Origin of the sequence: Bradyrhizobium iriomotense (genome assembly GCF_018129405.1) — a bacterium.
Taxonomy (GTDB): Bacteria; Pseudomonadota; Alphaproteobacteria; order Rhizobiales; family Xanthobacteraceae; genus Bradyrhizobium; species Bradyrhizobium iriomotense_B.
On sequence record NZ_JAFCLP010000013.1, the window covers coordinates 163270 to 183205 of the forward strand.

The following is a 19936-nucleotide window of genomic DNA, read 5'->3' on the forward strand; positions in this document are numbered from 1 at the left end:
TGTCCCTGCATCTCGGTCGGCTCGAACCGCGAATGCGTTCACGGCGTGACCTGAGAATCGTGTTTCAGGATTGTTTCGTCGGCTGCGGGAAGGTGCGCCGCGGTCAGGCTTTTCGCGCCGCGCCATAGCGCGCGGCCATCGCCCGGGTCATCTCGGCCATCTTCTCGCGGAGGTCGGCCGGCTCCAGCACTTCGGCCTCGGGGCCGAGCCGCAGCAATTCGGCTGCGGCGTGCCATGACGTCTTGCCGGTCGGCACCCGCGCGATGCGCCAGCCGTCCGCGTCAGTGGTCTCTTCGATCTCCGTGCGCGCCTTGACGTAAGGCTGGCTCAACGCGTCCAGCAGCTTGACGCCGAATGGCGACAGCCGGACGACCGCGACATTGGGGTGCATCTCGGCTTCGAGGCGAAGTGTCGCAGCCTGCCAATAGGCGGCGAGATCGAAATCGGCGGGACGAGCGAAGCGGTCGTCGAGCGCGGTGCAGTCGAGCACGCGCGCCACGCGATAGGTCCGCACGGTGCCGTCGACTTGTCCGGCGAGATACCAGCTGCCGCCCTTCAGCACGAGGCCGAGCGGCGCGACACGGCGCTGCTTCTCCGCGCGCCAGCTCCGGTAGCGGATCTTGATCAGCGTTCCGCGCAGCACCGCACCGGCGATGCTGCGCAGATGCTTCGGCTCTTCCGCCTCGCCGAACCAGCCCGGTGCGTCCAGGTGAAAGCGCTCCTGCATCCGCCCGGCGTCCTCGCGCAGATTCGCGGGCAGCGCGGCCATCAGCTTGTTCTGCGCGGCGATCATCGCCGCATCGAGCCCGAGCGCCGCCGCCGGTCCCGGCAGTCCGGCCAGGAACAGAGCTTCCGCCTCGTTCTGCGACAGGCCGTTCAGCCGGACGCGATAACCGTCGAGCAGGCGATAGCCGCCCTCCGCACCGCGGTCCGCATAAACAGGAACGCCGGAGGCCGCGAGCGCGTCGATGTCGCGATAGATCGTGCGCACCGACACCTCGCAGGCTTCCGCGAGCTCGGGCGCGGTGACCTGCCCCCTGGCCTGGAGGGTGGTGAGGATCGACAGCATCCGGCTCGCGCGCATGATTTCCTTAAACCATACCTGACACAGGATGTCAGGTATGGGCCGCTACAAGATGCGCCTTGCCAGACGGCACCCAGGAGACCCGCCATGACCGATTCCCACCGCATCACGCTGTATTATTCGCCGCAGACGCGCGCCACCGGCACGCGGGTGTTGCTGGAAGAATTGGGGGCGCCTTACGATCTACACGTCCTCAACATGAAGGCCGGCGAACAGCGCCAAGCCTCCTATCTCGCCGTCAATCCACTGGGCAAGGTGCCGGCGGTCCGCCACGGCGAGGCGCTGGTGACCGAGCAGGTCGCGATCACGATCTACCTCGCCGATCTCTTCCCGCAGGCCGGGCTGACGCCCGCGCTGAACGATCAGCTGCGCGGCCCTTATTTGCGCTGGATCGCCTATTACGGCTCATCGTTCGAGCCAGCCTTGATCGACAAGTTCATGCAGCGCGAGCCGGCGCCGATCACGCAATCGCCCTATGCCGATTACGACACCATGTTGGGTGCGCTCGAGGCGCAGCTGTCGAAGGGACCGTATCTGCTCGGCGAGCGCATGACGGCCGCGGACGTGTTGTGGGGCGTCGCCCTCAGCTGGACCATGATGTTCGGCATCGTGCCGAAGAAGGACGTGTTCGTCCGCTATGCCGAGCGCATGACCTCGCGGCCGGCATTCCAGCGCATCACTGCGGCGGATGAGGAGATGGCCGCGCAGCATGCCAGGGCGGCTGGGGCCTGAGCGGGCGCCTCAATCTCCGCTGTCGTCCCGGGCAAGCGTAAGCGCAGACCCGGGACCCATAACCACAGGGTCGAGTTTGGCGAAGATTCGGAGTTGCCAGCTCTGCGCTAAAACCACTCCCTGTGGTTATGGGTCCCGGCCTGCGCCGGGACGACAGCGAGTATGCAGCGAGCCGATCGCCCCTCAAAACTTCGGCGCCCGCTTCTCCGCGAACGCCCTGATGCCTTCCTTGATCTCGTCGCCGCGCATGCTGTCGCGGTGGCGCTGGTCGGCGGCAGCTTCGTCCAGCTCGCCGCGGGCGAATTCGTTGATCGCGCGCTTCATGCCGCGCATCGCCTGCGGTGCGTTACCGGCGAGGATGTTGGCGAGCTTGTCGACCTCCTCGTCGAGCGTCTCTTCCGGCACCATGGCGGTGAGATAGCCGATGCGCAGCATCTCCGGGGCGGTGATCTTCTGCGCGGTCAGGAACAGCTTCTTCGCATTGTCGACGCCGAGCCGCGTCACGTAGCGCTTGATGCCGCTCCGGTAGTAATGCAGCCCGAGCCGCGCCGCCGGCATGAACATCTCGGCGGTGTCGACGCCGATGCGGAAATCGCAGGCGAGCGCGAGGTCGGTCGAGCCGCCATAGACGCCGCCATTGAGCCGGCAGATCGTCGGCACGCCCAGATCCTCCAGCCGGTTGACGACCACCTCGAAGGCGGAGCCCGCGCTCTGCTGCTCGTTCGCGCTCACCGCACGCTCGGCGACCGAATTGAGATCGTAGCCGGCGGAGAAGGCGCGACCCGTGCCGGTCAGCACCAGCACGCGGATGGCAGGATCGGCCTCGACAGCGTCGAACAGTCTGACGAGCTCGCCGAGGTCCTCGGCCTGGAGCCGGTTGAGATGTTTGGGCCGGTTGAGGCGGATGGTGGCGCGTGCGCCGGTGATTTCGAGCACAGGGCTGGATGCCGCGTCGGTGATATCCGACATTCTTGTCTCCTTTTATTTGTTTTCGAGCGCGCGGCGTTTTGCTTCCGCATCGATGGTCTCGGCGAGATCGGGATGCCGCGCCATCAGCACGCGGAAGTCGACGAGGTCGAGCACCAGCAGCCGCGACACCTTCGTGGTCGAGACGTTGGCGCCGCGCAAATTGTTGCCGAGCAGCGCCATCTCGCCGAAGAAGGCGCCCTCGCCGAGCTGCACCTTCTTGCCGGGCAGGTCGACCTCGACCTCGCCGGCGGCGATGAAATACATGCAGTCGCCCTGCGCACCCTTGCGGATGATCATGGTGCGCGCCGGCAGCTCCATGGTCCGCAGCATGTGGGTGACGTCGGCGATGGCGGCAGGTCCGAGCGCTGCGAAGAACGGCACCTTGCTGACGGATTCCCAGGTCTTGAGGAAATTGTCGCGCCGCGTCTCCGCGGCAAAGCCGGTCGCCAAAATACCGGTCCAGAGGCCGAACACGCCGAGGCCGGAAATCATCACCAGCGCCGCCACGATGCGACCCAGCGGCGTGACCGGTACGACGTCGCCGTAGCCGGTCGTGGTGAGGGTTACGACGGCCCACCACAATGCGGCCGGAACGCTGCCGAACGTCTGCGGCTGCACGTCCCGCTCCAGGAAATATTCGGCGACGGAGGCGAGGAAGACCACCATCAGGAAGATCACGAGCACGCTGACCAGCGGTCCCGATTCCAGCACCAGCACGCGACGGAGCTGCCGCAGGCCGGGAATTCCCGGCACCACCTTCAGCACCCAGAGCACGCTGAGCAGCCAGGCCGTCTTCGGCTCGACGCCCAGAACCAGCGCAACAGGCACGGCCAGCGCCCCGATCGCGTCGACGATGCCGGCGGAGGAGGACATGTAGAGCGCAAGGCGCCCCGTTCGCGCCATGTGGCGCAGCCGGACCAGCCATTCGAACACGAAGTAGGCGAGACAGGTCCAGAGCAGGCCGCTGACCCAGCCGCTCGCCTCATTGGCTCGGTTGTCCGTCAGCAGCACCATGCTGAGTACGCCGACGCCAACGGCCACATAGGCCGCCTTGGTCATGTTGCGGCCGGCTGTGGCGGCCGCAAACTGGGCCAGAGCGGTGATCAGCGGCTTGGACATGCGGGAAGGCGGCTCGGTCCTGGTTCTTGCAGGCCCGGATGGGGCCTTGGCGCGCCAAAGTGCCCGCCCGGACCGGGGCCGTCAACGACGGGCGCGGGCTGCAGGGTCTTCGAATCGGCAGACAAAGGTGGGGGCGGCGGCCGGCCGAGCCGTTACCTGAAATGCGGCGGCTCGTCGTAGCCGCGGCGGCTGCTGAAGAAGAGCAGGACCATCAGGCCGATGCCGACGATGACGGAGAATCCGGCCCCCAGGGCGAGGGCCACATAGCCTTCCGTCGGGATCGGCTCGCCTTCGACCGCCATCGCGGAATAAGCGAAATAGCCCACCGCCGCCAGCATTCCCAGGAGGAAGATCATCAGGAGTATACGCATGGTGCGTTTCTCCGGTTGTATCCGGTAACCAACGGTTGCGGGTCGAGCCGGTTCCAGGCGGGGTGCCGACCGATGGAGCGGGAAACTTACGGCAGGGCCATCGCTTATGGCGTCTCGGCGGCGGTCTGCGCGCGCCTCGTCCTTCGAGACGATGTCGCGACTTCAGTCTCGTGCCCCGGACGCAGCGCAGCACCACAAGCGCGTTTACGCGCGTCTTCGACGCGCTATGGTGATGCGCTGCAGAGCCGGGGCCCACGCAGCAGCGCACGGTGCGGCTTCCTGGGTCCCGGCTCAGCGCTGCAACGCCTTCGGCATTGCAGCTTGTCCGGGACACCAGAGTGGCGTGTTGTCCAGCCCGTGCGATCAAGCGCTCTGCGCGGTCTTCACCACCACGACATTGCTCTCGTCGAGCGGGGGCGCTGCGGCGTCGCGCGGGGCCTTCTCGGCTTCGCCGGCGTGGCGCTTGAGGTAGTCGCGACGCATGCCGATCTCGTCGCGGACGAATTCGTAGCCGAGCTTGAAGGTGTCGAGCCCGTCGGTACTGATCGTACCGTCCCTGAGGCCGATGACGGCGCCCCGCAAGATACCTTCCAGCTCGTCCTGCAGACATTCGAGCTGGTCCAGCGAATGGGCGTGCTCGATGCGCTCGCCGATATCGAGAATGGCGGTGGAGAGCTCGCTGGCCTTCTCCGGCGCGATCCTCGTGATCTTGGCGTAGATCGCGGCGAAGATCGTGCCGATGACGCTGAGCGCGGCGGCGCCCAGATACATCATGTCGCTGTACTTATCCATGAACGACTTGGTGTCGTCGTTGATGTAGTCCGCCGCGCCCTGATGCGCCATCACGAAGGCGTCCTTCTCGACGGAGGCCGGCTCGATTCTGCTGGCGAAGCCACTGTCGAGCCCGAGGGCGGACTTGTTCTCGTAGATGGTGCGCGCCAGCTCGCCCGCCGTGGTCACCGACATCCGGGATTGCGTGACCAGCAGCCATTCGAGCCCGATCGTCTCGAGATCGTCGTCGGGAATTTCAGGCGAGGCCGACAGCATGCCGGCCGTCAGCGTCTCCTCCGAAATGCCGGGGAATTTGCGCGCCAGCGCCTTGACCTCGTCGATCGCGTTGAGCGTGAAGCCGCCGCGTTTGGCGACCTGCTCATAGCTCTTGTCCCGCACCGCTTTCGAAGCGTGGACGATGGCGATCACCGCACCGAAGCCGTTTGCCGGCGCCAACAGCTTGTCGAGCGTTGCGCCCTGCGGCGCCATCTGGACCTTCGCGGCATCAGGCCCCTCGGGAATGTCGAGAATGCCGCGGACGAAGGCGAGCGAGGATTCGTTCTCGGCGAGGACGGCGACCTTCTTCTTCTTCAACTCGGCGAGCGACTTGATCTTCCTGTTGCCGGGTCCGAGCAGGAGCACGAGGTCGTGCTCGAGGATCGCGAGCGTGCGCGCCCGCAGCGGCACCTTGGCGTCGGTGCGCAGCACGGCGAGGTCGGCCTGCCGGCGGTCGAACTGCGCGAGTGCCTTGGCGTTATCGCCGCTATTGACGATCTTGATCCGGAAGCGCGAGGCGTTGTTCTTCAACACCGTGGCGAGCTTGGCGGCGAACAGCGCCTCGTCGCTGTTGGGGGCGCCGACGGCAAAGGTCAGCGTCTCCGAATTGTGCAGCATGGCACGGCCGCCCCAGACGGTGGCAAGCGACAGCAGCAGGGTCAGCACGACGTAGAGCAACACCTGCTGCTGATTGGTCTTGATCACCTTGGGGCGCCGCGGCGGCGGCTCGGTCGGCGACGAGGTGGGGCCTTCGGTACTCATGGCAGCACTCTTGGCCTTATTCTTCGGTGGCAGGCGGCTCGCTGGTGTGATCACTGCGGGCGCCCTGTAATTCGTAAACGCCTGAAAAAAGAACGATATTCTCTGCCACCAATGATATCTCGAAGGTCGCGGAATGCAAATTTCGAGCCGGAGGTAACCTTACTCGACGCGGGCGCGGCGATTGGTCATCCTATCACCAGTTAGCCACAGTTTGCGATTTTCCGGTTCCCCCCGGCTGCATTCCGCCGCGGGAGATGTCATAAATTGTCCGTCCCGGCGATTTGACCGGTCCAAGAAGAAGTTGCGCTGAACGCTCCAATCTTTCTTGTCACGTCAATGAGGGCGTCAGCTTTGTCGTTTCCTTCCATGTCCTCGGCGGTTCCGGTCGAAGCGCTCATTGGCTGGATGCTGCTGCTCACCTTCAAGCACATCATCGCCGATTTCGTCCTCCAGACTGCCTGGATGGCGCATGGCAAGGACCAGAAGCACGGCTGGGCCCTGCCGCTGCTGGTGCATTGCCTGGTTCACCTTGCGGTCGCGCTGCCGCTGATCGTGATCGTCGCGCCGAAATTCTGGTTCGTGGCTTTCATCGACTTCCTGATCCACATCACGATCGACCGCGCCAAGGGATTCGTCTCCGCCAATTTCGGGGTCGACCTTTCGCATCCCTGGTTCTGGACCCTGATCGGCGTCGACCAGGCGCTGCACCACCTGACCGGTTTCGGCCTTTCCATCTTCATGGCGGCGAACTAACTGCTCACATCCGTCATTCCGGGGCTCGCGAAGCGAGAACCCGGAATCTCGAGATTCCGGGTTCGGTCCTGCGGACCGCCCCGGAATGACGGACGAGGCAGAGGGCGCTCTGGAATAGCTGCTTGGCCTTCATGGTTCGAGACGCGCCGTAAGGCGGCGCTCCTCACCATGAGGATTTGGCATTTCGCCGCGAACCAAGACCTCATCCTGAGGGCCCGCCGAAGGCGGGCGTCTCGAAGGATGGCCGCAGGGAAGCTGCCTGACGGGTCCCTCTGATTCGCGGCCATGGCGCGAGGGAACCCCGGGTGACTACCGCCCAGCGTGGTTAACCTTTCATTAGAGAATTGCGCTGCATCTTCCGCACACGAGGGAGAACTGCAATGTTTTCAAGCCGCGACGCCTTTGAAAGCGATTTCTGCCCGGTTCGCGACGAGCTCCTTGGCGAGATGTATCGCGCCAGCGAGAGCGGCCTGCCGAGGCTGGTTGAGAGTGTTTCCCCTGACGCACGCGCCCGCCTGGCGCTGTTCTGCTATCGCCGCAGCCATCTGCACTCGCTGGCGGTCGCGATCGCAGCAAGCTGCAGCGAGCGCGACCTGATCGAAAACGGCGGCCGTGTCGGCTCGACGCTCTACGCGCTGTCGCGTGAGAGATCGGCCAAATCGTCGCCGTCGCTGTCGGGTGGCCGCAAGCCGATCACGCTGTCGACCAAGCCGCTGTCGGTGCTCGCACCGCTCGATGACGAAATCGACGACGAGATCAGCGAAGCCGTTCCCGCCTAAATCGGTTCGATCGCCGGAAGCTTGAACTTCCGCCGCGCCATCGCGCATTCGGCGTCGCCGGGCATGCAGGTGCGGCACACCTCCGGCCGCATCTCGTAGATGCCGCAGGCTGTCATCTTTCCGATCTCTCCCTGCAACGCCGCGCAGCGATCGCCCTCGCAGCGCATGCCGGATTGCCGCGCGTTGACCAGCGCTTCCGGAATCGCGGCAAGCTCCTCGTCGCTCTCGATCGAGAAGCGCGGCCAGTTCTGCGAATAGCCGCAGCAGGCGCCGCAACTCTGGCAGCAGCTCGACAGGTCGATCTCTTGCATCATCGTCACGTGTCCTTCGGCGGGCCCCAGACCAGGCTCTGCCGCCATCTCGCGCGCAGCACGTCGCGCCGCTCCGGATATCTTTCATCGAGATAAGTCGCGTCTACGACGCGGTCGGTGCGGAAGCTGCGGAAATCGCTGCGCAGCTCGCACCAGGCCGCGAGCAGGCGCACGGCTTCGAGATAGCCGACCGAGATCGGCCAGATCATGCGTTCGCTGGCGCGGCCCTGCTCGTCGCGATAGCGCAGCATGATCTTCTTGCCCTCGTGGATCTGGGTGCGCGTGCGCACCATGTCGAGGCGATCAGGCTCCCTGTTCCAGCTCGGTCGCGCGCGGCTCGCCGGTTCCAGCACGAAGGGGCGCAGGCGCTCCGGCACGGTGTCGGCGATCTTGGCCATCAGGTCTTCGGCCGCGCGCGCCAGCGCAGAGTCGGCATGGCCCGCAACCCATTGCGCGCCGAGCACCGCGGCCTCGATCTCGTCGGGTGTCAGCATCAAAGGCGGCAGGTCAAAACCCTTTTCCAGGATGTAGCCCATGCCGGCCTCACCGCGGATCGGCACGCGCTGGCCGATCAGCGTCGCGATATCGCGGTAGATCGTGCGCTTCGAGGTCTCGAGCTCGGCCGCGATCGCGTCCGCCGTCAGCGGCTTACGCGTGCGCCGGAGCACCTGGATGATCTGAAACAGCCGGTCGGCGCGTCTCATGACAATTCTCTTCTCGGGACGGATCAGAAATCGGCGCGCGGCTGCTGACAGGATGTTGGCAGCAGGGGGGTTCTATACCGGGACAACACATCGACTGAAGAGGATTTGTCCATGATCACTCCAATCCATCTCGGCCTGGCCGGTCCGCTGTGGCGGGCGCAGCTCTGGCAAGCCCAAATATTGCAGGCTTGGGCGTTTGGCCGCCTCGTTTCGCTCGATCTCATGGCCGTTGATCTCCGATTTGCACTCGCAAGCGTGGTGACACGCTCGCTGACCCAGGCCGCGGACGCACTGGTCCGCCACGTCATGAGCCGCGCCTGGCAGGGGGCCCGTTTCGCAGAAGATATCACGGCTGCTGCCACCATGGTGGCAGCAGCCCGGCACTAGGTTCCATCAAACTTGGCAGGTTCAGGAGAGCTTTCATGATCACGCTTTACGGCTTTGGCACCGGCTTCGGCCTGCCGGAAATCAGCCCCTTCGTCACCAAGACCGAGGTGCAGCTCAAGATGGCGGGACTGCCCTACCGGAAGGAGCGCGCGATGCCGCCCGCCTCCCCAAAGGGGCAATTGCCGTTCATCGACGATGGCGGCGAGGCGGTGGCTGATTCCACCTTCATCCGCGCCCATATCGAGCGCCGCTACGGCTTCGATTTCGACGCCGGCCTCTCCTTGGCTGAACGTGCACAGGCCTGGGCGTTCGAGCGGATGATCGAGCATCATGTCTATTGGGCGCTGGTTGGCGCGCGCTGGGTCGATCCGGTCAATTTTGCCAAGGGGCCTGCGCATTTCTTCGACGGCGCACCGGAGCACAACCGCGAGAAGCTGCGCGAGGACGCGCAATTCCGCGTCGCCGAGAACTATCTGCTCTCCGGTCTCGGCCGCCACGCTCCCGATGACGACGTTGATCTCGCCGTGCGCTCGCTGTTCGCGCTGTCGGTGCAGCTCGGCGACAAGGCCTATCTGATGGGCAACAAGCCCTGCGGCGTCGACGCCACAGCCTTCGGCGCGCTCGCGGGGATACTGACGCCGTTCTTCGAATCAGGACTACGGCAGCGGGCGGAAGGGTTTCCGAACCTCACGGCGTATGTCGACCGCATGATGGACAATTACTATCCAGAGTTCGCCTGGACCCCGCTGCGGCAGGCTGCTTGAGCGCTCACGCGGATCGAATGAAAAAGAGCCGGCCCATCGGGCCGGCTCTCGTCGTCTCAAAACTGTCGCTGCGCCTACTTCACCAGCGTGTACTTGCCGTTCTTCACGGTGAGCAGGATGCGCGAGCGCTCGTCGAGGCCGTAACGATCCTTTTCGGTGAAGTTGTAGACGCCCTGGCTCGCCGCCAGTTCCTTCTCCGACAGCAGCGCCTGGCGGATCGCTTCGCGGAATTCCGGCGTACCGGGTTTTGCGGTTTTCAGCGCGGTCGGGATGATGCGCTTCAGGATCTCGAACGCATCGTAGGAATGGCCGGCGAACTGGCTGCGGCTGTTCGGGCCGTATTTGGCTTCATAGGCCGTGTTGAGCGCGAGGCCCGGCTTCTTGGTGGCGGCCTCGTCCGGCTGGTCTTCGGGGTCCATGACGGGACCGGAGGCCATCAGCACGCCCTCGGCCGCTTTGCCGGCGATGCGGATGAAGTCCATGCTGGCGGCACCATGGGTCTGGTAGATCAGGCCCTGATAGCCGCGCTCGCGCAGCTCGGTCTGCGGCAGCGCGGCTGCGGTGCCGGAGGCGCCGACCAGGATCGCGTCGGGATTGGCGGCGACGAGCTTCAGCACCTGGCCGGTCACCGAGGTGTCCGGGCGGGCGAAGCGCTCCTCGTCGACGATGGTCATGCCCATCGGCACGGCCTGCGCTTTCAGGTCGTTGAACCAGAGGTCGCCGTAGGAGTCGGAATAGCCGATATAACCGAGGGTCTTGATGCCCTTCGACTTCATGTGATCGTACAGCACCTTGCCGACGATCGGGATCGGCTGCGGCATCGCCACCGACCACTTCATGCGCTCCGGCGTGATCGGGAAGGGCGCCAGACCAAAGTGCGGGATGCCGGCTTCGTTGGCGACGTTGGACACCGCGATGGTCGGCGGCGTCAGCGCCGAGCCCATGATGATGTCGGCCTTGGATTCCGTCACGAAGCGGCGGGCGTTGGTGGTCGCCGTGGTGGGATCGCCGCCGTCGTCGAGCACGATCACCTTCAGCGGCACGCCGCCGATCTCCTTCGGCACGAATTCCAGCGCGTTGCGCTCGGGAATGCCGAGGGCCGCGCCCGGGCCCGTGGTGGTGGTGGTGATGCCGATGGTGATTTCGCTGGTCTGGGCCAGCGCGGGCAGCGCTGGCAGGGCGAGCGTCGCCGCGGCAATGGCGGCGGTCAGGTAAAAGCGTTTCATCTATTTATTCCTCCCTTGACGTGTTTCCTTGAAAGCAGAAATCGGGGGGTAATTCAGCCCCCTCTTTTGGTGATGCGGCGATTTAGCTTCCCGTGAATTTGGCGACCATTTCCCCAGGAAACGGTGCTGATTTGAGCTTGTCGGGGTTGTCAGGATCGCGGCCGACCAGGACGCGGGTCTCGAACCCCTCGATCGCCAGCGCCTCGCCCTTGTAGACGTTGTGCTTCACCTCGAAGCTCGAGCGCTTGATGCTCTCGATTTTCGTCTCGATGGTGATCCAGTCGCCATAGGTCGAGGGGATGTAGAACTTGGCCCGCGTATCGACCATGGGAATTCCCACCAGGCCGTATTTGCGGACCAGGTCCTGCTTGGAGAAGCCGGCGACCTCGAACAGGGTCGAGGTCGAATCGTCGAACATCGCGAAATAGCGCGGGTAATAGACGATGTTGGCGGGGTCGCAGTCACCCCACTGGATCTGGACCTCGCGCCGGTTCACGAACATGCGTTATTTATCCATTAGCGCTGAGCCACACCTCTCCCGGAGGGAGAGGTCGAATTGCGCAGCAATTCGGGTGAGGGACTGCGGTCCCTCGAGAGGGCAGGGCCCCTCACCCGGCGCTTCGCGCCGACCTCTCCCAAAGGGAGAGGTAAGGTCGAGATCGCTGCTGCGATACGAATCATCACTTATTTCGGCGCCATGCGCAGCGAGCCGTCGAGGCGCACCACTTCGCCGTTCAGGTAGGCGTTTTCCACCATGTGCAGCGCGAGCGCGGCGAACTCGTCGGCCTGGCCGAGCCGGCGCGGGAACGGGATGGCGGCGGCGAGCGAGTCCTGGGCTTCCTGCGGCAGGTTCGCGAGTAGCGGTGTCAGGAACAGGCCGGGCGCGATGGTGAGCACGCGGATGCCGAACTGCGCCAGCTCGCGCGCGATCGGCAGCGTCATGCCGACGATGCCGCCCTTGGAGGCCGAATAGGCGGATTGGCCGATCTGGCCGTCATAGGCGGCGACGGAGGCGGTGTTGATGATGACGCCGCGCTCGCCGGTCGCCTGCGGCTCGAGCTTCGACATCTCGGTCGCGGCGAGGCGCAGCATGTTGAAGGTGCCGATCAGATTGACCTTGATCACCTTGTCGAAATCGGCGAGCGCCATCGGGCCGTCGCGGCCGACGACGCGCTTGGCAACGCCGATGCCGGCGCAATTGACCAGCACGCGCGCCGGGCCATGGGCCTTGTTGGCCTGCGCGATCGCGGCTTCAGCGGACGCGGCGTCGGAGACGTCGCAGGTCACGGCGACGCCCTTGATTTCGGCGGCAACGGTTTCAGCGAGCTTGGCATTGAGGTCGCACACCGCGACCTTGGCGCCCTGCGCCGCCAGCTTTCGCGCGGTCGCAGCGCCCAGTCCTGATGCGCCGCCGGTGACGATGGCTGCCTGATCCTTCAACAACATGGCGTTCTCCTTTGGCGGTGGTTTCTTACCCGACCGATATCACACGGTCCGACGGATTGGCAGCGTAGAGCTCGTCGATCAAGGCGGTACGATGCTCCAGCACCGCGCGCTGGTTGATCGAGCCCTTGTCGGTGACCTCGCCCTTGTCGATCGAGAGCGGCGTGTCCATCAGGATCGCGCGGGTGATCCGGGTCGAGGATCCCGTGGCTTGGCTGAGGAAGCGCGTCAGGCGCTCGCGAAATGCCTCGCGCACCAGCCGGTCGCGCGTGGCGACGACGAGATCGTCCGCCGGCAGCGTCGGATTGATCAGGCGGCAACCGTCGAGGTCGAGCACGACCAGCGCGGAGACCTCGTCGCGGTTGATGCCGGCGATGACGACGTCGCGCACCAGAGGCGCGCAGGCCGCGGTGAGGCGCGCGCGCAGGGGGCCGACGCTGACCCAGGTGCCGCTGGCGAGCTTGAAGTCCTCGCTGACGCGGCCGTCGAAATCGAAGCCGGCGTTGAAATCATCGGGATCGGCGGGCTTGAGCGCATCGCCCATCTTGTAAAATCCTTCCTCGTCGAAGGATTTTGCGGTGATGTCGGGTTGGCGCCAGTAGCCGGGCATGACGTTCGGTCCCTTGGCACGGACCTCCAGCTTGCCGTTGTTCGGCACCAGCTTGGCGTCGTTCCCTGAAACCGGCAGGCCGACATGGCCGGAGCGGCTGGTGCGCGGATTGACCGACATGAAGAACGGCGCGGTCTCGGTGGCACCAAGGCCGGTCAGCATCGGCACGCGATAGCCCTTTTCCTTCACCGCGAGCTCGTCGAGGCTGTTCCAGACGAACGGCGACAGCGCCGCGCCGGAGAAGAACATCGCATGCAGCCGGTCGAAGAACTTTGCGCGCAGGCCCTGGTCGTCGCGCAAATAGGGCAGCAGCGATTCATAGCCCTTGGGCACGTTGAAATAGACGGTCGGCGAAATCTCCTGGAGATTGCGCACGGTCTCCTCGATGCCTCCAGGCACCGGCTTGCCGGCATCCAGATACATCGAGCCGCCATTGTAGAGCGTCAGCCCGATATTGTGGTTGCCGCCAAAAGTGTGGTTCCAGGGCAGCCAGTCGATGATGACGGGCGGCTCGTCCTTGAGGAAGGCGAGCGTCTCGCGCAGCATCACCTGGTTGGCGCAGATCATGCGCTGGGTGTTGATGACGGCCTTGGGATTGCCGGTCGAGCCCGAGGTCAGCAGGAATTTTGCGATCGTATCAGGGCCGATCTTGCCGTGCACCGCGTCGAGATCGCCGCGGATCGGCGTCGCCATGAGATCGGCGAGCAGGGTGACGTCGCGGCCCGGTACGGTGCCCCAGGATGCCGCGATCTCGGTGCCGAGCGAGACATTGGCGGCAAGCGCGTCGGCGAACTTGTCGGCGTCCTCTGCGAAGACGAGACCCGGCGTCAGCAGCTTCATCAGATAGGACAGCTTGCCGTAGTCCTTCGACACCAGCGAATAGGCCGGCGACACCGGGCAGAACGGAACGCCGGCATAGAACGCGCCGAAGGCCAGCAGCGCATGGTCGATCGAATTGCCGGAGAGGATCACGACCGGCCGCTCGGCCGACAGACCGCGCGCAATCAGGCTTGAAGCGATGTGCCGGCTCGCGGCGAGCAGCTCGGCATAGGTGATCTTGCGCCAGCCGCGGCCGCCTTCGCGCTCGGCCATGAAGACGCGGTCCGGCGTCGTCGTCGCCCAATGATGCAGGCGGTCGGTGATGCGGACCGGATAGTCGCCGAGCGGCTGCTTGGGCCGCAGATAGATCGTGCCGTCGTCGCGCCGCTCGATGTTGACGACGGGATCGCCGAACGAAATGGGCCGCAGCGGAGAATTGCTCGCGCCGCGCTCCATGCTGGAAGAGGACGGCTGCGCGCTCATGACTTTACGCTCATGACTTGGGCTTCACCTTGGCGGTCTTGTGCTCGAGGAATTCGCGGATCCTACGCTTGGCCTCCTTGTCGCTCTGCGCGACGGTGGCCATCAGCGATTCCATCAGCAGGCCGGTCTGCGGATTGGCTTCCGCGATCATCGGCAGCGCCTGGAGCACGGCGAAATTCGTCAGCGGCGCGTTGGAGGCGATCTTGGTCGCAAGCTCCAGCGCCTTGCCGAGCCCGTTGCCGGCCTCCGTCAGATATTGCGCAAAGCCGTAGGAGGCGCCTTCGGTCGCGCTATAGACGCGTCCCGTCAGCATCATGTCCATCATCCTGGCAACGCCGATCAGCCGCGGCAGCCGCACCGAGCCTCCGCCGCCGACGAAGATGCCGCGCTGCCCCTCCGGCAGCGCGAAATAGGTCGAGGGCTCGGCGACGCGGATATGCGCGGCGCAGGCAAGCTCCAGCCCGCCGCCGATCACGGCGCCCCTGAGCGCCGCGATGACAGGCACGCGGCTGTACTGGATGCGGTCGAACACCCGGTGCCACATCTGGGAATGAAGGAGCCCGCCGGTCGCGTCGTGCTCGGTCAGCTCGGACAGGTCGAGACCACTGGAGAAATGGTCGCCGATGCCGTGGATGACGACCGCGCCGATGTCCTCGGGCAGGGAGGCAAAACACTCGCCGATTTCCAGGATGATGCCGTCATTGAGCGCATTGCGCTTGGCCGGCCGGTTCAGACCCACGGTCAGAACCCGGTCCGCCCGCTCGATCCTCAAAAGCCCGGAGGCGCCCGCGTCAGCGGTCTCGGCGTTTCCCTGTGTCATTTGCGTCCTTGTCAGAATAGTTATGTTGTATAACGAATTTTGGAGGAGTCAAGGTGGGGGGCCTCCCCGGCGGCGGGGCCGCTACGCGAGTCTCGGCTCCCGCAGGAACGGGTAACCGCTCCGTGTCATCAGCCCATCGCCACCTGGTCGCCCTTGGTCCCGTGCTCGCGTTGGTCGAGCCACATCGTGCCGAGCGCGAACGCCAGCCACCCGAAATTGTAGGCAAAGCCCATGATCAGAACGACCCAGCCGGGAATCGGCCCGACGGCCGCGCGATTAATAAGTTCCGTCAAGGTCAACGCAGGCGCCGGATGGATCGCAATCTTGCCGCAATAGGCGGTCGCCTGGATGGCGAGGATCCAGACGTAGTTGCGACGCAACCGCCGTCCGGCCGCGCGGACAAACGAAATGTGATGGCGGGGCGCAGTGTAGTCGCGCGCGAGAACAGCCTTCCAGCCATCATCGTGCGTTTCACCGGTGAAGATTGGCGCATAGAAATTCCTCTCCAGCCAACGAGCCCGGGCACGCCAGACATTGAAATAGCGATAACGCCGCGCCTCCATACCAAGGAACACGGCAAGGAGCAGTCCGACGAGTACGAGTGGCAGAGGCGAAGCTTCCGGGCTCGAAAAGGTCGTCGACAGTGCGATGCCCATCGTGACGATCGCCCAATTGGTCGTGTTGTCGAGCCGCGTTCGCCAGATCGTCGATCGATAGACCTCGCCGCGGTAGAGATGAGCGATGGCGCCCATTTCGGCGGAGTCGAAGGTTTGTCGGGGGGCTGGTTCGCTGGAAGCCATAAGTGACATGGTGGGACTCCCGTGGTCTGCACAACTTGGCGCAGATCGCATTCTGAACCAGGTCCGCCCCGGGGCAAAGACCGATTCCTCACTCCACCTGATGCACGTCGATCACCACGCGATCCGCGTAGCGTGCGGCGGAGCCGACAAAGATGTGCTGCATCAGCCAGCGATACTTTTCGTGCCCCGTTTCGAATTTCGGCACGGTACGGCAATAGATCAGTTGCGGGTCGACCGGCTCGCCGCGCTTCAGTCTCCGCAGCAGTTCCACCGGCCCGAAGCGGATGCCCTTGTTCTCCACGTAAACGGTGGCGCCGTCGTCGGTCTCGAAGGCGTACTTGGCTTCGAGATCGATCAGCTCGTTGGGGCGGATGGTCTGGAAGTCGGCGCCGAACGGCAGCACCTTGCCGGTGACCTCGCCTGTCACTTCGCCGCCGATGATCGGAATGATGCGGCGGACGCCGATCCCGGTCTCACCGGCGGTGATGACATCGCCGATGCGCGCGGTGATGGTGAAGACGTATTTGGTTTCGAGGGTGGGTGTCATCGCTTATCTCCAATCAATGGCGCCAAGCGCAGTGCCCTTCCTTCTCCCCTTGTGGGAGAAGGTGGGGCGAAGCGCCGGATGAGGGGTTGTCTCCGCGAACGCAGATGCGCGTGTGGAGAGAGACCCCTCACCCGTCTCGCCGCTTCGCGGCGAGCCACCCTCTCCCACAAGGGGAGAGGGGACGAGAGCTCGCCGCTCCATCTACGCTAATGCGCCATCATCCGCGTCGGCAGCCATGTCGCCAGCAGCGGGAACGCGATCAGGATCACCAGTCGCACCAGGTCCGTCGCCACGAACGGGATCACGCCCTTGAAGATCGTGGAGAACGACACGTCCTTCACCACGCTCTTGATGACGAAGACGTTCATGCCGACCGGTGGGTGGATCAGGCCGAGCTCGACGGTCATCACGATGATGACGCCGAACCAGATCGGGTCGAAACCGAGATGCGTGATCACGGGGAAGATGATCGGCACGGTCAGGATGATCATCGCCATGGCGTCCATCAGGCAGCCGAGCACGAGATACATCACCATGATCAGCGCCAGCACGCCGTAGGGTCCGAGGCCGAGGCCGGTGAGGAATTCCGTCACCTTCTGCGGCGTCTGCGTCACCGTGAGGAAATAGCCGAAGATCAGCGCGCCGATCAGCACGGTGAACACGGCGGCCGCGGTGCGCGTCGCCTGCAGCAGCGAGGCCAGCACCTTCTCGCGGTCGAGCCGTCCGGTGACCATGCCGATGATGAAGGCGCCGGTGGCGCCGACGCCGCCGGCCTCCGTCGGCGTGAAGCGCGGCAGGAAGGGCAGACCATAGAGGCCGCCGATCACGAACACGAACAGCAGCACCGGCGCCCAGATCTCCTTCAGGCCCGCAAAGCGCTCGCGCCATGGCAGCACCTTGCCCTTGGGCAGGAAGTCGGGCCGGAAATATCCGATCAGGAAGATCGTGATCATGTACATGGTCATCGCCAAAAGGCCCGGGATGATGCCGGCGATGAAGAGTTTTCCGATGTCCTGCTCGGTGATGATGCCGTAGACCGCGAGCACGGTGGAGGGCGGCAGCATCGCGCCCAGCGTGCCGCCCGCCGCGATCACGCCGGTGGCGAAGGACTGCGGATAGCCGAAGCGGCGCATCTCCGGGTAAGCGACGGCGGAGAACGTCGCGGCGGTCGCCACCGACGAGCCGCAGATCGCGGCAAAGCCGCCGCAGGCGCCGACGGTGGCGATGCCGAGCCCGCCGCGCAAATGCCCGACGAAGCCGTTGGCGGCGCGGAACAGCTCGCGGCTCATGCCGGAATTGCTGACGAAGGAGCCCATCAGCAGGAACATCGGGATGACGCCGAAGGTGTAGTCGGTGACCGTGCGCATCGAGGTCTGGCCGACCAGCTTCAGCGCCGGTGTCGCACCGACCAGATAGGAGAAACCGGAGACGCCGACGAGGCCCATGGCCATGCCGACGGGCACGCGCAGCAGCATCAGGACGAACAGGGAAACGAAGCCGATAACGGCGACGGCATCGGTGCTCATGATTACTCCGTCGCCTTGATTTTGGGGTCGTGCATCTCTTCGGGATGGAAGATCAGCCGGTAGGTGCGGATCGCGATCAGCAGCACGGCGGAGACGTCGCCGATCCAGGCGATAGCGAAGAACGGCCAGGTCGGCATGTGCATGTCGAAGGTCTGGACGTTGTCGTTGTAGGTGCCGCGCACCTTGTCGAACAGCGTCCAGGTCTGCACGGTGACGACGAACAGCAGCACCAATGTCGCGAACACGTCGATCCAGCGCTGATAGCGCGAGCTGACATTGCCCCAGACGAGGTCGACCGTGATGTGGGTGCCACGATAGGAGGTCGCCGCGATGCCCCAGAAGATCAGGATGCCGAGCAGCATGCGGCCGATGTCGAACGAGTCAGGGATCGAATAGTTCAGCGTGTTGCGCAAGAGCACCGACAGGAAGATGTCGAGCGCGACGATGCCGACAAAGCCGGCCGCGATCCATTCGATCGTGTCGATAAAGCGATCCATCCAGGCGCGCTTCATGGGGGTGTCCTGTGTGATGTCATTCTCGCTCTCGACCCAGCGCGCTCTTCGCCTCTCCCCGCTTGCGGGGAGAGGCCGGAATGCGCGCGGAACGCGCGGATTCCGGGTGAGGGGGACTCTCCGCGAGTCCAACCGTCACCGTCCCCGCGGAGACTCCCCCTCACCCCAACCCTCTCCCCGCAGGCGGGGAGAGGGGGACGAAGCAGCGTGCGCTCCTCACCTTCAACCCGCTTCCAGGACAACGGCGACGAGATGCCCCTCGCCGCCGTGTTCCGTTCGACGCGCGGCTATTCGGCCAGCGCGTTGTACTTCTTCAGCGAGGCCTTCAGATCCGCCAGCGCCGCGTCGGGATCGGCACCGGTCTTCTTGGCGCCGTCACCCCAGGTCTTCACCAGCGGCTCGGCCGCCTTCTTCCAGGCGGCGACCTGCTCGGGGTTCAGCTTGTAGACCTCGTGGCCGGATTCCGCCTTGATCTTGTCGATGCCGGCATCCTCGAACTTGCCCCAGTGCTCGCCGACCGCGCCCGCCATCTCGATCGTGCAATTCTTGTCGATCGCGGCCTTCTGCTTGTCGGACATCGAATTGTACTTGTCCTTGTTGATCACGAACACGAAGGTCGTGGTGTAGAGCGGCGCCTCCATGTCGTACTTCGTCACCTTGTCGATGCCGAACAGCACGAGGGAGCCCCAGGGGAAGGTGACGCCGTCGGCGACGCCGCGCTCGATGATGTCGCGCACTTCCGGTGCCGACGACTGCACATTGGTGCCGCCGAGCGAGGTGACGAAATTCGCCATGGTGGCGTGGGCGGGGCGGATCTTCAGGCCCTTCACGTCCTCCGGCGTCACGATCTTCTTGGTCTTGGAGTGGAAGGAGGAGGGCGAGTGGACGAAGGCGAGGCAGTATTTGACGTCCTTCATCTCCTTTTCGGCATATTTGCGGTACCAGGCATCAAGCCCCATCGATCCGCCCTTGGCGTCCGAGATCAGGAACGGCAATTCGCCGGCGCCGATGATCGGGAAGCGGCCGGGCTGGTAGCCGGGATTGACATAGGTGACGTCGGCGATGCCGTCGCGGGCCATGTCGTAATGGTCGAATGCCTTGCCGAGCTGCTGGGCCGGAAACACTTTGCCCGTGATGGTGCCGCCGGAATCCTTGTTCACCGCGGCCACCCAGTCTTCCAGGGATTTCTGCAGCGGATGCGAGGCCGGCACCCAGTGTGAGACCTTCAGGTCAATTGTCTTGTCCTGCGCGAACGCAGGGCTCACGCTTGCTGCCAGCAGCAAAGCCAGACAGGCTTTTCTCATCACGCGTCTCTCCCTCTTTTTGACGGCGGGCTTCGTTGGCCCGGCCTCTTTAATTAACATGTTA

Annotated in this window: 22 protein-coding genes; 5 read left to right on the forward strand and 17 right to left on the reverse strand. The window is 64.7% G+C overall.

The window, feature by feature from the left end; translation table 11 throughout:
- Nucleotides 1-103: 103 nt before the first annotated feature.
- A complete protein-coding gene (locus tag JQ592_RS24900) occupies nt 104-1084 on the reverse strand; it encodes a helix-turn-helix transcriptional regulator (RefSeq protein WP_211405411.1) in 981 nt (326 codons plus the stop codon).
- A gap of 87 nt (nt 1085-1171) precedes the next feature.
- Between JQ592_RS24900 and JQ592_RS24905 the strand changes: the two genes are divergently transcribed.
- Complete coding sequence (locus JQ592_RS24905) at nt 1172-1816, forward strand: glutathione S-transferase family protein (protein WP_211405412.1); 645 nt, start codon at nt 1172-1174, stop codon at nt 1814-1816.
- Between the two features lie 183 nt (nt 1817-1999).
- On the opposite strand, the gene JQ592_RS24910 is transcribed toward JQ592_RS24905, so the two are convergent.
- From JQ592_RS24910 to JQ592_RS24925, 4 genes are all read right to left on the reverse strand, one after another.
- Nucleotides 2000-2785 (reverse strand): enoyl-CoA hydratase/isomerase family protein, encoded by a 786-nt coding sequence (locus JQ592_RS24910; protein ID WP_211405413.1) that lies wholly within the window; start codon nt 2783-2785, stop codon nt 2000-2002.
- 12 nt (nt 2786-2797) lie between these two features.
- Nucleotides 2798-3904 carry a cyclic nucleotide-gated ion channel gene (locus tag JQ592_RS24915; RefSeq protein WP_211405414.1) on the reverse strand — a complete coding sequence of 369 codons (1107 nt, stop codon included), beginning with the start codon at nt 3902-3904 and terminating at the stop codon, nt 2798-2800.
- Between the two features lie 152 nt (nt 3905-4056).
- Entirely contained in the window at nt 4057-4275 is a 219-nt protein-coding gene (locus tag JQ592_RS24920; RefSeq protein WP_211405415.1) for a hypothetical protein, read from the reverse strand.
- A gap of 363 nt (nt 4276-4638) precedes the next feature.
- Entirely contained in the window at nt 4639-6084 is a 1446-nt protein-coding gene (locus tag JQ592_RS24925; protein ID WP_211405416.1) for a TAXI family TRAP transporter solute-binding subunit, read from the reverse strand.
- A 405-nt stretch (nt 6085-6489) separates the two neighbouring features.
- On the opposite strand from JQ592_RS24925, the gene JQ592_RS24930 reads away from it, so the two are divergent.
- Together JQ592_RS24930 and JQ592_RS24935 are read left to right on the forward strand one after the other, a co-directional pair.
- On the forward strand, nt 6490-6837 hold the full coding sequence (locus tag JQ592_RS24930; RefSeq protein ID WP_211405462.1) for a DUF3307 domain-containing protein: 348 nt from the start codon (nt 6490-6492) through the stop codon (nt 6835-6837).
- Between the two features lie 380 nt (nt 6838-7217).
- Nucleotides 7218-7616, forward strand: a complete 399-nt coding sequence (locus JQ592_RS24935) for a hypothetical protein (protein WP_211405417.1) — start codon at nt 7218-7220, stop codon at nt 7614-7616.
- Here JQ592_RS24935 and JQ592_RS24940 read toward each other — a convergent pair.
- Both JQ592_RS24940 and JQ592_RS24945 read right to left on the reverse strand, forming a co-directional pair.
- Nucleotides 7613-7930, reverse strand: a complete 318-nt coding sequence (locus tag JQ592_RS24940) for a YkgJ family cysteine cluster protein (RefSeq protein ID WP_433996435.1) — start codon at nt 7928-7930, stop codon at nt 7613-7615. The two genes, JQ592_RS24935 and JQ592_RS24940, sit on opposite strands and share 4 nt — an antisense overlap.
- A 2-nt stretch (nt 7931-7932) precedes the next feature.
- On the reverse strand, nt 7933-8631 hold the full coding sequence (locus JQ592_RS24945; RefSeq protein ID WP_183249310.1) for a helix-turn-helix transcriptional regulator: 699 nt from the start codon (nt 8629-8631) through the stop codon (nt 7933-7935).
- A 111-nt stretch (nt 8632-8742) separates the two neighbouring features.
- Here JQ592_RS24945 and JQ592_RS24950 point away from each other — a divergent pair, with 111 nt between their 5' ends.
- Together JQ592_RS24950 and JQ592_RS24955 are read left to right on the forward strand one after the other, a co-directional pair.
- Nucleotides 8743-9018: a hypothetical protein gene (locus JQ592_RS24950; protein ID WP_211405418.1), complete on the forward strand. Its 276-nt coding sequence runs from the start codon at nt 8743-8745 to the stop codon at nt 9016-9018.
- A gap of 35 nt (nt 9019-9053) precedes the next feature.
- Nucleotides 9054-9782 carry a glutathione S-transferase family protein gene (locus tag JQ592_RS24955; RefSeq protein WP_211405419.1) on the forward strand — a complete coding sequence of 243 codons (729 nt, stop codon included), beginning with the start codon at nt 9054-9056 and terminating at the stop codon, nt 9780-9782.
- A 74-nt stretch (nt 9783-9856) separates the two neighbouring features.
- Here JQ592_RS24955 and JQ592_RS24960 read toward each other — a convergent pair whose 3' ends face one another.
- From JQ592_RS24960 to JQ592_RS25005, 10 genes are all read right to left on the reverse strand, one after another.
- Nucleotides 9857-11008: an ABC transporter substrate-binding protein gene (locus tag JQ592_RS24960; protein ID WP_211405420.1), complete on the reverse strand. Its 1152-nt coding sequence runs from the start codon at nt 11006-11008 to the stop codon at nt 9857-9859.
- 82 nt (nt 11009-11090) lie between these two features.
- A complete protein-coding gene (locus JQ592_RS24965; protein WP_211405421.1) occupies nt 11091-11510 on the reverse strand; it encodes an acyl-CoA thioesterase in 420 nt (139 codons plus the stop codon).
- A 182-nt stretch (nt 11511-11692) separates the two neighbouring features.
- Nucleotides 11693-12454 carry an SDR family NAD(P)-dependent oxidoreductase gene (locus JQ592_RS24970; RefSeq protein WP_211405422.1) on the reverse strand — a complete coding sequence of 254 codons (762 nt, stop codon included), beginning with the start codon at nt 12452-12454 and terminating at the stop codon, nt 11693-11695.
- A gap of 25 nt (nt 12455-12479) precedes the next feature.
- Complete coding sequence (locus JQ592_RS24975) at nt 12480-14363, reverse strand: feruloyl-CoA synthase (RefSeq protein ID WP_211405423.1); 1884 nt, start codon at nt 14361-14363, stop codon at nt 12480-12482.
- 10 nt (nt 14364-14373) lie between these two features.
- Nucleotides 14374-15183 (reverse strand): crotonase/enoyl-CoA hydratase family protein, encoded by an 810-nt coding sequence (locus tag JQ592_RS24980; RefSeq protein WP_011090568.1) that lies wholly within the window; start codon nt 15181-15183, stop codon nt 14374-14376.
- Between the two features lie 128 nt (nt 15184-15311).
- Nucleotides 15312-15983, reverse strand: coding sequence for a DUF2270 domain-containing protein (locus JQ592_RS24985; RefSeq protein ID WP_349630489.1), 672 nt, complete (start codon nt 15981-15983; stop codon nt 15312-15314).
- Between the two features lie 88 nt (nt 15984-16071).
- A complete protein-coding gene (locus JQ592_RS24990; protein ID WP_211405424.1) occupies nt 16072-16530 on the reverse strand; it encodes a DUF3237 domain-containing protein in 459 nt (152 codons plus the stop codon).
- Between the two features lie 206 nt (nt 16531-16736).
- Nucleotides 16737-18056 carry a TRAP transporter large permease gene (locus tag JQ592_RS24995; protein WP_211405425.1) on the reverse strand — a complete coding sequence of 440 codons (1320 nt, stop codon included), beginning with the start codon at nt 18054-18056 and terminating at the stop codon, nt 16737-16739.
- 2 nt (nt 18057-18058) lie between these two features.
- On the reverse strand, nt 18059-18568 hold the full coding sequence (locus tag JQ592_RS25000; RefSeq protein WP_211405426.1) for a TRAP transporter small permease: 510 nt from the start codon (nt 18566-18568) through the stop codon (nt 18059-18061).
- A 287-nt stretch (nt 18569-18855) separates the two neighbouring features.
- Nucleotides 18856-19872, reverse strand: coding sequence for a TRAP transporter substrate-binding protein (locus JQ592_RS25005; protein WP_211405427.1), 1017 nt, complete (start codon nt 19870-19872; stop codon nt 18856-18858).
- Between the last annotated feature and the right edge of the window lie 64 nt (nt 19873-19936).